Below are 14,111 nucleotides of genomic sequence, written 5' to 3' on the forward strand. Positions count from 1 at the left end.
CGATCCTAAAGGGAGTCCAAGCCCATGCCTCGCTTCTATGCCGGGATCGGTGCGCGCGTGACGCCGCCCGAGATCCTCAGCCTGATGACCCGCGCTGCCTTCGCGCTCACCAAACGCGGCTACGTCCTGCGCTCGGGCCACGCGATCGGCGCCGACAGCGCGTTCGAGCGCGGAGCCGGCCGCGATGCGCAGATCTTCCTGCCGGCGGCGGGCTGGCGCGGTTCGGCAAGCGCGTTTCATCCCGAGACGCTCGGCGACGAGCTCTGGGGCAGGGCACGAGCCATCGCCGCCGCGCACCATCCGGCCTTTGCCGGGCTCTCGGCGTTCGTCCAGGCGCTCCACACCCGCAACGTGTTCCAGGCCTTGGGGCCCAGCCTCAATAGCCCTGCGGAATTCGTGCTGTGCTGGACCGCCGACGGTGAGGCCTCGGGCGGGACCGGCCAGGCGTTGCGGATTGCCGCCAGTCACGGCGTCCCCGTCTTCAATCTCCAGCGCGAGCGCGAACGCGCCCACGTCGAGCGCCACCTCGTTCTCTGACCCGATCAAATCCGCGTCTTCCGCCCGTTCTATCCCTTGCCTTGGCAACGGGATGCGTCGGCGCGCGGCAACACGAAAGTCCCAGCCATGTCCTCGATCACGCTCACTCTTGAACTTGCCTGCACTCGCGAGGAAGCCGCGCGCTTTGCCGCGGTCGAGCTGTTCCTCGCCGAGGTGGCCGAAGACGCCGAGGCCGAGCCCCCGGCCGAACTCGACGCGGTCTTCGGTGCTCGCCCACGCGAGACGATCCTCGGCCTTGCCGGGTACCCGCAGCCGCTCGGAATCACCTGCCGGTACGACAGCGAGGGTGGCGTGATGACGCTCGCGGCGACGTGCGGCAAACCCAACCTCGCTGCGCTCCCAGTGCTGTTGCTCTGGCTCTATCCCGACAAGCTGCCCATCGCTTACTCGGTCCACGTGACCGAGCGACCTGACCTTGCGGTCTGGACCATCGTCGGCCTCAATCGGATCGAGATCACCCAGCACGAGGAAGAGGTAGTGACGCGGCTCGAAGCCTTGCGGGCAGGGGGCGACGCGCCCCGGCGCCTCGACCTGCTGCCGACAAAACCGCTGCCCCGATCGGACGACTGATCCCGCTCAGGCGGCTTGCTGCGCGTCCCAGCTTCGCCGCGGCGGCCGGCTGACGCGGGCCGGGAGCGGCTCGCCTTCCTTCCACAGCATATGCGCGACGCCTTGCCCGGCGAGCAGCGCTTCCAGCGGCTCCGCCACCTCATTGTCGCGGTCATGGATGTGGATGGCGCTGGCTTCCTCGCCGGTGTCCTTGAGCACCAGGCTGGCGATCGGCGTGTCGGTGTCGAGATTGACGCGCAGGCCTTTCACGAACCGCCGCTTCTCCGCGACCGCCTTGCCGACGAGATAGCGCTCGTCGCTGGTCTCATAGGGCAGCCACTCGGGCGTCACCGGCATCAGCGCGACCTCGATGAGGTCGAAGGTGCCCTCGCGGCGGCGCGCGAACGAGCCGGCGAGAACCAGATGGCCGCTTTTGCCGTTCGGCCCATCCTGCGCCTGCCACAGCGCGAGTTCGCCCGCGAACCGCTTGTGGAAGCGCCGCGCCATGTCCTGGTCCATCACGAAGGGCATGTCGCCGACATGGCGCAGGACAATTCTTTCCGCGCCGTGCGCGGCAACGATCTCCTTGATCTCGCCCACGACCACCATCATCTCGTCCCGCGAGGCATAGACCCGGGCGAGGGCCGCGCGGCGGCGGGCCCGGATTTGCTCTTTCTCCTCGATCTTGAAGCTCTCGGGCACGAACAGCACGTGGGGCAGGGCTTCCTGCTTCGCCCGGCAGCTTGCCGCCGCCTCGAGCAGCGCGCGGCGCACCACGAACCACGTCCGCTTGCCCGCCATCTTCGGATGCCAGTGGGTCAGTTCGGCCCGGTCCCAGAGGACATGCAGCAGTCCGCGCATCGACAGCTTCTGGCCCGACGACTTCACCGTTGGCTTGTCGTTGGTGAGCGCCGCGGGGGCGAGCCGGGCGGCCCCGCGCGACAGCGGGAAGCCGAGCTTCAGGCTGGTCTCGCCGCTGGCGTCATCGTCGATGACCGCGCTCCCGCGCACCTGGCCCATGCCGGTGAGGTAATCGGGCGCCTCGTAATGATCGCAGGCGGTCGCATGGTGCGCGCCCGAGCCCGGCCAACGCGCGAGCACGTAGCCATTCTGGCGGTGCGAGATGTAGAGGGGGAGGTCGGTTCCCTTGCGGCATTCGCAATGGACCGGGCTTTTGCGCTCGTAGGCCTCGCGCAGCACGTGCTGAAGTTCATCGCCTTCGGCCACGCTGCGGCCGAGCACACGGTATCGCTGGATCATTGGGGTCTGCTCCAATTTCTCGCGATCGACGCTGCCCGTTCGACCTCTCGCGCATCTCCTTTGTATGACGCGGCCCCGGATGGGCGCGCTGGGGCCAGTCTATGCTGGCCTTGCGGGTGCGGCAAGCCTGCCGAGCGGACGCTTCGAGCCTGCCGCTGCACAACCGTGGAGGCCGCCCGCGGTTTGCTGGCGTGGCGGCATATGCCGCGCTACCGGTCCTCTGATGGACGACATATTCGCTTCGCAGCCCATTGCAGGCGCCACCCTGGCGCGCAGCGACATCGCGCGCCTGATCGGCAGCGCCCCGCGCACACTCGTCGACTGCGACCTTGAAGAGGCCGACCTCTCCGGGCTCGACCTCACCCGCTGGCGCTTCGAACGCTGCAACCTTCGGCGCAGCGATCTTGCGGGGGCAAAGCTTGAAGGTACGGTCTGGCAGTCCTGCCGGGGACCGTTCGCCAATTTCTCGGGCGCGAACCTCAGCGAAGCCGAGTTCGTCGGCGGCGACTGGAACAATTGCGCGATGCGCCGGGCCACCCTGACCTCGACCCGGTTCACCGGCTCCAAGCTCACCGGCGCCGATTTCACCGAGGCGCGCGCCATGCACATCCACTTCGAGGAAGTGCTGCTGGTCTCGGCCAAGCTGCCCGGCTTCTCGTTCCGCAAGGAAACCCTGCGCCGGGTTGATCTGTCCGGTGCCGATCTGCGCAAGGGCGATTTTCGCATGACGGTGTTCGAGGACTGTTCCTTGCGCGAGGCGATGGTGGCGGGATCGCGGTTCGAGGGCTCTGACCTGCGCGGCGCCGACCTCGGCGGGCTGCGCCTGGTCGATGCCGGGCTGTTTCGCGGGGCGACGATCTCGCGGGAGCAGGCCGGGCAATTGCTGGGCGAACTTGGGCTCAACGTCCGCTAGCCGCAGGGCGGGACCGCTTGCCTCAGTCCGCGGCGCGCTGGTCCTTGTCCAGCTGTTCGCTTACGCCTTCGGCAAGGCCGAGGCACAGCGCGGCTTCCTCGCGCGTGAGCATGATCTCTTCAGCACCGAACACGGCAAGCTTCGTGCGCAGGACCTGCGCCATCGCGCGCGCCACCTGCAAGGCGCTTGGCATTTGCTGTGGATCAGCCATGTGCCGGGATCCTTTCCCCTGGGCAGCTCTGCCTGCGGCAGCGGGGCCGGACAAGTTGAGCTGGTGGGACGAGCATACCGGTTTTGGCGGGGTCTGGCGAGGTAGTGAAGAGGGAAGGGGCACCCCGGCGCCCGCGTCCCACGCGGGCGCCGGGGCGACCCGCTCTACTCGCTAGGGCGGAGCGTCGGCGCTTTCGCACCGCCGCCCACCCAAGCTCGCCGGCATGGATGCCGGCCCTGCGGGTGACGATCGGGGCCAGTGGGGAAGACGGCGAGGCTGGTTGGCGTCGGCGGGCGAGGGCGCTAGACTCCGCCCCATGCCGATCGTTCTTGCTGCCGCCGTCCTCTGTCTCGCACCTTCCGTCCACGACGGCGACACGATCCGCTGCGGCCGCGAGCGGGTCCGCATCGCCAATATCGATGCACCCGAATTGCCTGACAGCCCAAAGTGCAAGGACCGGCGGCGGTCCTACGCATGGTGCGACTTTGCCGCGGGCGAAGCATCGCGGGTTACCCTTGCGCGGCTGCTGTCGCGTGGGCGGGTCATGATCACGCGACTTGGCACCGACCCCTACGGGCGGACGCTTGCCACGGTCTCGGTGAACGGCGTGGACGCCGGCGACTATCTGGTCGCGCAAGGCCTCGCGAGGCCGTGGCGCTGAGCGTCCTTATCGAGAGGGGCGAGCCTGGCTCGCCTGCGGGCGCCAGCTTGCGCATCTGACCAAGACCCTTGCCGAGGCGCATGGCGCTGGACGGGGAGGGGCTGGTCGCGGCTTCGTGTGACCCCACGCGTCACTGACCAGCATGGTGCGGGGGCCGAGGAAGGCAATGCCCTCTGCCGCGGGCGCTGACGGTTGAGAGCAGGTCCTGGCAAAATGGCCGAGGCTGACGGGTCTGACCTTGGCGGGGATCCGCTGGGCCTGACCTGACGAAACCGCCCTTCGTTTGCCGATGAACCCTGCAGGGCCAGTCCCTGGCCGCAACCCAAAAGCAGCGGACCGTGAAGCCCTTCAGGCTTACCGCACCACTCCTCGCTTTTGGGTTTCCCTCACATGCGTTCGGTGCGGGCCCGAGCCTTTGGCCCTGCCTGTGGTGTTCATCGGCGGGCGGTTCCGCCGAGTTCAAGCCACGGAGATACCCCATGAAGAACCTCGTCATCCTGATCGGCCGCATCGCCGCCGCTCCTGAAACCCGCCACGCCGGCGAGACCGCGATCACTTCGTTCACCCTCGTCACCGATCGCCCCAAGCTGGTCGATGGCAAAACGGTCAAGAACGAGGCCGGCTACACCGAGACCCTCGCCGAATTCCACCGCGTCACCGCCTTCAACGGCCTCGGGACTTCAGTCGCCAAGCACAAGAAGAAGGGCGACCTGGTCGAGGTGCAGGGCCGCCTCCACTACTCGAAGTGGACCGATCGCGAGGGCGTCGAACGCTACGCGGTCGAGATCGTCGCCGAGGAAGTCCTCTTCCTCTGACGCCCGAGCCGGGGAGGCGGCAGCGCCGCCTCCCATTTGGCCAAGGCCAGCCCCCCATCACTCATGCAGTCGCTGCGACGGACGAACCACCGGTTGCGAAAAAGGCAACCCGCGGCGTCTATTTCGCACTTGCAGCATCAGAACCCTGCACCCATATCAGCAGGGCCTTTCAGGCATCCTCTCCCAAAACTTTCCAAGGGGCCGGCTCACGCTGGCCCCATTTTTTTGCCTGCCGGATCGGCGGCTTGTGCCCCTTCGGGCATGGCATCTGTGACACTTTGCCCTCGGGCGGAGTGTCAAGTTGCGCCGCGCGCGTGACATGACAGGAAGGGCGGGTCATCGATCATGCCTGCACGATCTCTAAAGCGGTCGGGGAGAAAGGGCAGCGCACGTGGCCGCGCAAATCAGATGGCGCCTCCGGGCGAAGTGTCACGGGCGACAAACGACAGTGCAAGGCACAAAGGGGATTCACAGGATTCACCTTTTGTGCTCAATACTGCTCGATGGAACGAGCCCAAGAAATCACTGGTGTCGGTGGGATCTACGCGGTCCTGGTCGAAGCCTCGAACCGGCCGCGCTACGCCTTCCTCGTCCTCCAGCTTGTCGCCGAGATTGCCGACGGGCGAGGGCAAGCTGGGCCCTTCGTTGCGCAAGGCGGTGTGCCGGTGCTGCTGCGCGAATGGCTCTGCTCCCAGCTCATGCCGATGAGCGAACAGCCCGCACGCCGCGCTGCTCTGCGCGCGCGCGTGGCAGCAGCGCTGAAGGACGAACTGACCGGTGACGCTGTTCGCGATGCGGCGCGCATCGACGCAGCGGTCGAGGAACAGGTCCAGGCCGTCGGCCGCGCCAACGTCAGCCGCGCGATTTCCGATCTGGTCCGCGCCGGGCTGATGAGCCGGCACTATGCGGGCTACGCCACCAACCACAAGAACCGCGGCGGCGGCCGCCATGCGGTCTACGTGGTCAAGCCGGGCGTCCTTGCGCTGCTGCGCAAACCCGCGCCGCTGCGGCGTCAGGGCTCGCGCGCTGCCGATCCCCAGGGCGAACTCTTCGCGGCCTAAGGCCCTGGCGCGCTGCGGCGACGCTCCTATGGCGCGGCGGCAACCAATCGCCTAGGAAACCCCCGACTGTGGATTGGAAAGGGTCTCGCCCGCATGGAAAACGAAGCACTGCTGGATCATGTCGCCGATATCGTGTCTGCCCATGTCAGCAACAATGCGGTCGCGGCCGCGGACCTGCCGGGCCTGATCCAGGCGGTCTACGCTTCGCTTGCCGCGCTTGGACAGGCGCCGGAACCGGCGGTGGCAGAGCTGAAGCCTGCCGTCTCGGTGCGCGCCTCGGTCAAGCCCGACGCGGTTACCTGCCTTGAATGCGGCGAGAAGATGAAGATGCTCAAGCGCCATCTCGGCACTGAGCACGGGCTGACGCCCGCCGAGTACCGTACGCGCTGGAGTCTGCCCGCTGACTACCCGATGGTCGCGCCCGACTATGCCGCCAAGCGCAAGGAGCTGGCGGTCAGGATCGGCCTTGGCCGCAAGCCCGGCCAGAGCCCGAAGGCTGAGGCCAATGCAACGCCGGAAGCTGCACCCAAGGCGCAGCCCAAGGCCGCCGCGACCCCGGCAAAACGCAAGAAGCTCGGCGTTGCCTTCGGCTCGGCAGACGCCAGCTGAACCGCTGATTTCCGCCAAGTCCTTGATTTCATTTAACATAATTAAACTTATCAATTTATCCCACGTTTTGACAAATTTGGATATTTGTGGGATAACGCCGACATGTTCGGCTTCCGCTCCTTCAGTGACGAACAGTCACGCCTGCTGGTCAACCTGCGCATGCGGTACGGGGCGTGGATCGACCTTGAGCGCGAACGTGCCGCGATGCCTTACGATCTGCGCCGCAAGACCGTCGGGGCGCACGAGTATCTCTACCGGATCCATGACCGCGGCGGCAACGGCAAGAGCCTCGGCCCATGGAATGCCGAGCGCGAAGCCGAGTTCACCGTCTATCATGCCCGCAAGGCGGAGCTGAAGCAGCAGCTCGAGGGCCTCAGGGCCTTGCTCGACGAAAGTGCTGCGCTCTATCGTGCGCTGCGGCTGCCGCTGCTCTCGAGCGATGCCGGCCCGATCCTGCGCGAATGCGACCGGCGCCAGCTGCTTGGCTCTCACCTTTACGTCGTCGGCACCAATGCCATTGCCGCCTACATGATCGAGGCCAACGGTTTCGTTGTCCTGCCCGACGAAACCGAAGATTTCGACCTTGCCTGGGTCGCGGGCGAGCCCGACCTTACCGGCAAGGCGATCTGGGACATGCTGAAAGCGGTCGATCCCACATTCACCATCAATAGCGAACGAGATTTCCAGGCGCGCAACGCCAAAGCCTATGAAGTCGAGCTGCTGGTCGCTCCATCGCGTGTCGACACGCTCGGCACCGCGGATCGTCCGCGCCCGGTGCCGCTGCCTGAACAGGAATGGCTCCTGCTCGGACGCCCGGTCGATCAAGTCGTCGGCTGCCGCGACGGTTCGCCCGCGCGCATCGTCGCCCCTGATCCGCGCTGGTTTGCTCTCCACAAACTCTGGATGGCGGCGCAGGCCAAGCGCAACCCGCTCAAGCGGCCCAAGGATCGCAAGCAGGGGCTGGCCCTCCTCGATACGATCGCCCTTCATATGCCGCATTACCCTCTGGATGCTGCTTTCGCAGCGGACTTGCCCGCCGAGCTTCAGCCTTTCTACGCCGAGTGGAGCGCCCAACGCCCCACAGCCGCAAGCAGTAGCTGGTAGGAAGCCATGAAAGATAACGGCGAATGACCACCAATTCGGGCGAGACACCGCCAAGCCAAGCAGCTCTGTTTGCTGATGCCCTCAACAGGCTTGAGCAACAAAATTTCCGCCGACTCGTCCACGAAATCGTGGCTCCTGCCGGAACCGACCAACTCACCATTCGCTACACGAAATCTCGCAGCTTACTCCTTGAACCCGATTTCGCCAGCGTCACGATGCGGACGAGCGCCGCCGAAATCGTCGTCAACGGACAGACATGCGGCGCAATGTTCGCTTCTGTCTTGCGCAGCGACGGTGACGACCAAGATGTCTTTCACGACGTCTGCGACGGTGATTCCGAGTATCTCCTCGACGTGGCACGTATCATAACCCGGAATTGGAATTTCGAGGACTTCCCGCGACGTCGCGACATGCTCATCCTCGACCGCATCGTCGTCAACCCCGAGTACGAACGGCGTGGTCTCATGCGCTCCGCTCTCGCCCCGTTCCTCGAGGCCTTCAGCCCCAACCCCCTTCTTTCGATCCTTAGGGCCTTTCCTCTCGGCTACGAGCGAATCGGACAGCACGCACGCGGCTTTACCGCCGCTGCAACCGGACTTGTCGGTTACTACGAGAAGGCGGGATATCAACTTCTTCCCGACCAGGATGGCGCCGCCGGATGGATGCACCGGCCCACCGCGCACACCAGACCACTTCGCTGACCGCGACACCGTCGGACCACACCCGTCAATTGTGCCGTCACCGCTCAGGGATTTGCCCAGCGCATCTAGGGGATGAGTTTTGCGGTTAACCCCGAACGCCCAGATGGGGTTCGGGGGCAAAACCGTAATCTCTCTCTCATCTCGGTGGCTGAGCGAAATCAGCATCGCCATAGCATGACGCCTGGGAGATTGGCGGCCGTCAAGGATCGCGGGTGCCCCCCGATTTTGGCCTGCTGCGGCTAGTGCCTTGCGAGCAAAAATCGGCTCCCCCCACGCCCGCTAATCGCGGCGGCAGCGCGTGCGCGCCGCCGTCCCTGACTGCCTGACTCCGGCGTCCTTCAAGGCACATCTTTCATCAGCGTGATGAGAGAAAATTCCTTTTGGAGGTTATCATGACGGACCGTTTCTCGAACTTCGCCGACCTTGCCGAACACTATGCCCGCGAAATCGCCACGCCCGACTACGCCCGGGCATTCATGGAGCAGACCGAACTGGCCAAGCTCTCGATCGAGCATGAGCCGAGCGCTGTGGAAATGCCCGACCCCGAGGCGGCGCAGGCGGCGATCGAGATGATGCTGGCAACGGTCTTCGACCTGTTCCGCGACACCCGGATGGAGGACTTCGCGAGTGAAGTCGCCTGGGGCGTGGCCAACAGCTTCCATGTCGTCGCCAAACGCCTCGATGACCGCGAGGATGCCATGGCGAACCGGTTGCAGGAAAAGCTGCGCGAATACGATCCGAGCGAGGTTTACGCGACCGATCTGGAAGACCTCACCATGCAGGCCCGCAGCCTTGCCGAATGCCGCGATGCGATGGAGTGCATGCGTGACCACGCCGCGCGGATCTACCTTGTCGAAACCGGGCGGCCCTTCTCGCCGGTGCGTGGGTCCAGGGTGTCGTCCAAGACCAATGCCTCGATGATCGAAGCACGCGACTATCTCGCGGCACAGAAGGCGCAGCGGCGCGAACAGTTTGCCCCATCGGGTCCGGTCGTGGTGTTCTCGGGCGGACAGCAGTTCACCGACATTGCCCTCGTTGAAGACTATCTCGATGCGATCCATGCCCGGGTCCCGTCGATGGCGCTGGCCACGACCGCACAGAACAAGGGCGCGGACGTGATCGCGGCAGCCTGGGCATCGCGCCACAATGTGCCAGTGATCCTGTGCAAGCCAGATACCTCGCGGGGACCTTCGGCACCCTATCAGCGCAACGCACGTATGCTCGCCTTCAAGCCTGTCGAGGCGGTGGTGTGCAGCGGCGGCGGCATCCAGGCGAACCTTGCCGACCGGCTCCGGGAAGCACGCATTCCCCTCCACATCGTGCGCGACGCTTCGGTCCAGAACGACACTCCGGCGGCGCGGACCAATCCCGCAGCGCAAGCTGAGCGGCCTGCGATGAAGCGCACGGCATGTGGCACCGTCAATGGCGATGAACTCCCGCCGTTCTGAGCGGGGCCTGCTCTGATTGCATCAACCAGAAGGGTGTCCGGCCTCACCGCCGGATGCCCTTCTTTTGTGTCGACCCGGACGCACACTGTCATGGCCCGGCTCGCTCGCTTCTTGCCCTAGCCAGTAACGGCCTGACGGCCTGCTGGCGGGGGCGCGAAGGCTTCGCATCGGCCGGGCGGACGAGACCCGTGCCTGGGACCACCGGGGGTGCTGCCCAACAGGGTTAAACACTCTCGTAGAATTCCAAGCATGATGGCCGCCATTGGCCCGCGTCAAGAAGGGCGGTTCCCCCAATTTTTACGCCTGAAGAAGGCGAAAAAATCGGCTCCCCCACCCCCGCTGCGCGGCGGGCCGCGGGCGGCCCGTTCCTGACCCGGGCCAAGCTCGGCCATCCCGGAGGAGACCTCTTCAATTCCTTTGACAGGAGGCTCACATGAACGCTCTTACCAAGACCCTCGACATCCCGGCTTTCGACGCCATAAGCTATGACGCAGCAGTGCGCGCCGCGACGATCCGGGCGCAGCACAGCTTCTTCGACCAACACGTCATTGAGGACGAGTTTGGCTGCTTTCTCGCCATCGACGAAGGCGACTACAACGCCCTGCCTCAGGACCTGATCGACCGGATCGTTCATTCCGTCCCAGGCATGATGGCCGACGACTTTGACGAAGCGAACATCGCCCGCGCCGCGAGCTTCATGAGCGTGGTGATGGATCCCGAATGGGACGCCGACTGCCCGTTTTGAAATGATCATCGACCGCAGCGCCGGAGGGCACCGACAAGGGGCTCTCCGGCCCCTTTTTTTCGTGTCCAGATAAAGCACAGCCGGGGCCCCCTCGCCTGCCTGCGCAAGGCAGGCAGCAACTTTGGGAACCCCGGCTGCGCTGGCCTCTGTCGAGGCCGGTTTCAGCTTGCCCGAAGGCGCTTCTCGGCTTCGTCCAGACCGAGCTTTCCGAGAGCGGCGAAGAATGCTTCGACCCTCTCGAACGGCGCCTTGCCGAGAACCGACTTGTGCATCAGCTCGACGCTTGCCGCCCGCTCGCTTGTCCGCAGTTTCGCCTCGCGCGCTTCCAGCGCTTGACGCTCCTTTGCGATTGCCTGTCTTTCGGCTTCGAGACTTCCTTTTCTGGCCATGGTTGTACCTCGTAGGTTGGTGCTGAAACCTCCCGCGCGCGAGGATCGGCATCTCGGTCCGCTTGGCAAGCCCCCTTGCCCCTTTCTGCATCGTTTACCCCTGCCGATCCTGGGCAATGCCGCAGCTTCGGCATGCCGCTGACAGGCCGTTCAAGGCCCACCCGGATTCGGCTTAGATCCCCCAAAACCACGAGCCATCAAAGCTACAGGATCAAAGGGAAAAGGAGCAGACCGTACACGGCAGTGCCGTTCCAGAACTGGCGGAAATGCGTGCGTTTACAGATGATGCGAAATGATGCGCTTTGTAATACAGTAAGGCGCAGGCGTCCGAACCCCCTGAATATCTGGGATTCTAGCGGTATTACAATGTAATACGCGGGCCCTCAGCCAAGCCTTTGCTTGCCAAGGTTTGGAGGATCGCCTAAAACAGGCGTCGCGCAATCCCCGCCGGGCCCTTTTCGAAGGGTTTGGCGATGACAGAAACAGTGCTGATTACGGTCCGGCTTCCGCAAGCCTTGGCCGATGCGGCGCAGGCTGCGGCGAGCGCAAAACAGGTCTCCCGTTCCAACCTGCTGCGAATCGCGCTGGAGCATTTCCTCGGCACCATTTCGGGAACCTCGGAACAGGACCGGCGCCGGCAGTTCTCTTCCGAATATCTGTTCCTCGTTGCCGACCTCATTGTCCAGCGCCAGTACCCCGACGTTCATACCGCGCTGATCACCGAAGCCGAGGCGCGGATGGAGGCGGTCTGTGCCGCGTCCTGACACCTGGTCGGACCAGGCGCGGCCGGGCAAACTCCAGCACCATTCGGCGCGCGGAAGTATGCCGCGCAACGCCGGTGATTTCACCCGCGGATCGCAGCTCATCACCCACGAATTCATGATGTGGTTCGCCTCGGCAAAGATGCCGCTGCTGGTGTGGTTTTTCACCTTCCTCGTGGCGCTTTCGATCGTCCTCGCGCTGCTGCTTCACGAGCACGAAGTGCAGATGATCCTGATGCGGATCTACGCCGCAGGATGGAGCTTCATGGAGTTCAATCCGCGCAAGATCCTCAACTTGACGCTGCCCTCGGGCGAAGTGATCCCGGCGCCCGTTTCGATGATCGCTAGCCATCCCGATGTCGTGATCGCGTGGAACAAGCTGATGCGCGCGATTTGGGGTTCGCTGTTCATCTCGCTGTTCGTCGCCGTGCCGATCGCGGTGTGGTTCATCGACTTCTCGAAACGGCGGGGCAAGTCGATCCTCGAAGAACGACACCAGCGCGGTGCCATGCTGGTTGATGGCGCCCAGCTGGCCGATGTCATCAACGCCCACAACCGCGATATGCTCGGGCTGGAAGTCGTCCAGCAACTGCCCGGCAAAACCCTCCAGGACGTCCTCGCGATGCCGCTCATCGAGCGCAAGGCTGCAGGCATCCACCACGCCTACTCAATGGCTGGCGTGCCATTCCCGTGGCGGACCGAGCAGGCTCACACAATCATGATCGGCTCGACCGGCACCGGCAAGACAACGCAGATGCGCGCGCTCATCGCGCAGATGCGCGTGCGGCGCGACCGGGCGGTCGTGTTCGACCTGACCGGGGCCTATGTCGAGGCGTTCTACAACCCCCAAACCGACACCATCCTCAACCCGATGGATGAGCGCTGTCCGTCCTGGTCGGTGTTCGCCGAAGCGAAGAACCATGCCGATTTCACCGGCATCGCCGCAGCCCTGCTTCCGGCTGATGGCGGCGGTGCCGAGCCGTTCTGGATGCTGGCTGCGCGCACGCTGTTCGTCGAGACGTGCATCAAGCTCATCAAGCTTGGCGAGGCGACCAACCAGGCACTCGCTAGCCGGCTGATGATGGCCGACCTCAAGGAAGTCCATAAGCTCCTCGAACATACCGTCGCCGATCCGCTGACAGCGCCCGAGGCAGCCAAGATGGCCGAGTCCATTCGCGCCGTATTCAACACCAATGCCCAGGCGTTGCGGTTCCTGCCCGAAGGCAAGGAACCGTTCTCGATCTCCGATTGGATCCGCGCCGAAGACAAGCCGGGCGCCATTCTGTTCATCACCTCCTCGCACAACGAACTGGTGCTCAATCGGGCGCTGCTGTCGCTCTGGATGAACCTTGCGGTCCACACGCTGATGCGCCTGCCGCGCACCCGGGACCTGCGTACATGGTTCTTCTTCGACGAGGTCCATGCGCTGCACCGCCTGCCCGCGATCGAGGACGGCTTGCAAACCGCCCGCGGCTTTGGCGGGGCCTTCGTGCTCGGCATCCACTCCTTCGCCAAGCTGGCCGAGACCTATGGCAAGGAAGGGGCGCAGAACCTCGCCTCGCTCGCGCGAACCAAGCTGATCTTGGCTGCAGCCGATCGTGACACCGCCGAGCACTGCTCGGACTACATCGGTCACCGCGAAGTGCGGATGATGGATGAGGCCTACAGCTACGGGTATTCCAACATCCGCGACGCCGCGACGATCACCCCGCGCTCCGAAGTGCAGCCGCTCGTCCTGCCCGATGACATCATGAAGCTGCCTTCGCTGAGGGGCTTTCTCGTGTTCCCCGAAGGCTTCGATGCCGCCCGGATCAAGCTCACCTACAAGGACTATCCCAAGGTCGCCGAAGGCTATGTTCTGCGCCAGCATGTTGAGCCCATCGAATTCAGGCGCGAACCGCAGGCTGATGACGGCGATGAGGCGGGCGGCCGCGAAACCAAGGACGAGCTCGAACTGCCCCGGGACACCGAGCCCGATGAGGCTTTGAGGCACGCCCGTGCGGTCACCCCTAGCCAAGAAGAACTGAACTTCCCGGCGTCACCGCCGATCGGTCCCAGCGATCTCCCGGTGTCAAGTTTGGGGCGTTCGATGATTGTCAGCCAGCAGATCGCTGGCGGTCCGTCCCAGCCCCATGCCCGCGATCTCGAGGCGGGACCGAAGCCGGTCCAGCAACCGGCAAAGACTGCGCCCCAGCGCCAGTCGCAAGCCGCCCGTGAGCTGGGCGAAGCGGCCGAAGAACGGGGGCGTGATGGCCGAACGCGCGAGGGCGCCAAGGAAGCCGAACTGGATAGTCCTAGCCTCGATGACGGACCGGAGATGTAGCCG

Annotated in this window: 16 protein-coding genes; 13 read left to right on the forward strand and 3 right to left on the reverse strand. The window is 64.9% G+C overall.

What is annotated here, in order from left to right:
- Window positions 1–24: 24 nt before the first annotated feature.
- Window positions 25–537: a hypothetical protein gene (locus HGI47_RS14645; RefSeq protein WP_168853516.1), complete on the forward strand. Its 513-nt coding sequence runs from the start codon at window positions 25–27 to the stop codon at window positions 535–537.
- An 87-nt stretch (window positions 538–624) separates the two neighbouring features.
- A complete protein-coding gene (locus HGI47_RS14650; protein WP_168853517.1) occupies window positions 625–1,128 on the forward strand; it encodes a hypothetical protein in 504 nt (167 codons plus the stop codon).
- A 6-nt stretch (window positions 1,129–1,134) separates the two neighbouring features.
- Here HGI47_RS14650 and HGI47_RS14655 read toward each other — a convergent pair whose 3' ends face one another.
- Entirely contained in the window at window positions 1,135–2,367 is a 1,233-nt protein-coding gene (locus HGI47_RS14655) for a DUF1173 domain-containing protein (protein WP_168853518.1), read from the reverse strand.
- A gap of 223 nt (window positions 2,368–2,590) precedes the next feature.
- On the opposite strand from HGI47_RS14655, the gene HGI47_RS14660 reads away from it, so the two are divergent.
- Window positions 2,591–3,280, forward strand: coding sequence for a pentapeptide repeat-containing protein (locus HGI47_RS14660; RefSeq protein ID WP_168853519.1), 690 nt, complete (start codon window positions 2,591–2,593; stop codon window positions 3,278–3,280).
- A 22-nt stretch (window positions 3,281–3,302) separates the two neighbouring features.
- Here HGI47_RS14660 and HGI47_RS14665 read toward each other — a convergent pair whose 3' ends face one another.
- A complete protein-coding gene (locus HGI47_RS14665) occupies window positions 3,303–3,491 on the reverse strand; it encodes a hypothetical protein (RefSeq protein WP_168853474.1) in 189 nt (62 codons plus the stop codon).
- Window positions 3,492–3,807: 316 nt separating this feature from the next.
- Between HGI47_RS14665 and HGI47_RS14670 the strand changes: the two genes are divergently transcribed.
- The 8 genes from HGI47_RS14670 to HGI47_RS14705 all read left to right on the forward strand — a co-directional run bounded on the left by HGI47_RS14670 (window position 3,808) and on the right by HGI47_RS14705 (window position 10,635).
- Window positions 3,808–4,152 (forward strand): thermonuclease family protein, encoded by a 345-nt coding sequence (locus HGI47_RS14670; RefSeq protein WP_168853520.1) that lies wholly within the window; start codon window positions 3,808–3,810, stop codon window positions 4,150–4,152.
- A 479-nt stretch (window positions 4,153–4,631) separates the two neighbouring features.
- Window positions 4,632–4,967, forward strand: coding sequence for a single-stranded DNA-binding protein (locus HGI47_RS14675; protein WP_006949404.1), 336 nt, complete (start codon window positions 4,632–4,634; stop codon window positions 4,965–4,967).
- A gap of 503 nt (window positions 4,968–5,470) precedes the next feature.
- Window positions 5,471–6,028: a hypothetical protein gene (locus HGI47_RS14680; RefSeq protein WP_168853521.1), complete on the forward strand. Its 558-nt coding sequence runs from the start codon at window positions 5,471–5,473 to the stop codon at window positions 6,026–6,028.
- Between the two features lie 93 nt (window positions 6,029–6,121).
- Window positions 6,122–6,637 (forward strand): MucR family transcriptional regulator, encoded by a 516-nt coding sequence (locus HGI47_RS14685; RefSeq protein ID WP_168853522.1) that lies wholly within the window; start codon window positions 6,122–6,124, stop codon window positions 6,635–6,637.
- A gap of 102 nt (window positions 6,638–6,739) precedes the next feature.
- The gene (locus HGI47_RS14690; protein ID WP_168853523.1) at window positions 6,740–7,741 is read left to right on the forward strand and encodes a GSU2403 family nucleotidyltransferase fold protein; all 1,002 of its coding nucleotides are present in this window, start codon (window positions 6,740–6,742) and stop codon (window positions 7,739–7,741) included.
- Between the two features lie 23 nt (window positions 7,742–7,764).
- Complete coding sequence (locus HGI47_RS14695) at window positions 7,765–8,442, forward strand: hypothetical protein (protein ID WP_168853524.1); 678 nt, start codon at window positions 7,765–7,767, stop codon at window positions 8,440–8,442.
- A 392-nt stretch (window positions 8,443–8,834) separates the two neighbouring features.
- Window positions 8,835–9,890, forward strand: coding sequence for a DUF2493 domain-containing protein (locus HGI47_RS14700; protein ID WP_168853525.1), 1,056 nt, complete (start codon window positions 8,835–8,837; stop codon window positions 9,888–9,890).
- Between the two features lie 433 nt (window positions 9,891–10,323).
- Window positions 10,324–10,635 (forward strand): hypothetical protein, encoded by a 312-nt coding sequence (locus HGI47_RS14705; protein ID WP_168853526.1) that lies wholly within the window; start codon window positions 10,324–10,326, stop codon window positions 10,633–10,635.
- Window positions 10,636–10,796: 161 nt separating this feature from the next.
- Here HGI47_RS14705 and HGI47_RS14710 read toward each other — a convergent pair whose 3' ends face one another.
- Window positions 10,797–11,024: a hypothetical protein gene (locus HGI47_RS14710; RefSeq protein WP_006949427.1), complete on the reverse strand. Its 228-nt coding sequence runs from the start codon at window positions 11,022–11,024 to the stop codon at window positions 10,797–10,799.
- Between the two features lie 473 nt (window positions 11,025–11,497).
- Between HGI47_RS14710 and HGI47_RS14715 the strand changes: the two genes are divergently transcribed.
- Together HGI47_RS14715 and HGI47_RS14720 are read left to right on the forward strand one after the other, a co-directional pair.
- Window positions 11,498–11,788 carry a hypothetical protein gene (locus tag HGI47_RS14715; RefSeq protein WP_037488125.1) on the forward strand — a complete coding sequence of 97 codons (291 nt, stop codon included), beginning with the start codon at window positions 11,498–11,500 and terminating at the stop codon, window positions 11,786–11,788.
- A complete protein-coding gene (locus HGI47_RS14720; protein WP_168853527.1) occupies window positions 11,775–14,108 on the forward strand; it encodes a type IV secretion system DNA-binding domain-containing protein in 2,334 nt (777 codons plus the stop codon). The genes HGI47_RS14715 and HGI47_RS14720 overlap by 14 nt, the downstream gene beginning before the upstream one ends.
- The last annotated feature ends 3 nt before the right edge of the window (window positions 14,109–14,111 follow it).

The organism is Novosphingobium sp. ERN07, from assembly GCF_012641335.1.
In the GTDB taxonomy this organism is placed as follows: Bacteria; Pseudomonadota; Alphaproteobacteria; order Sphingomonadales; family Sphingomonadaceae; genus Novosphingobium.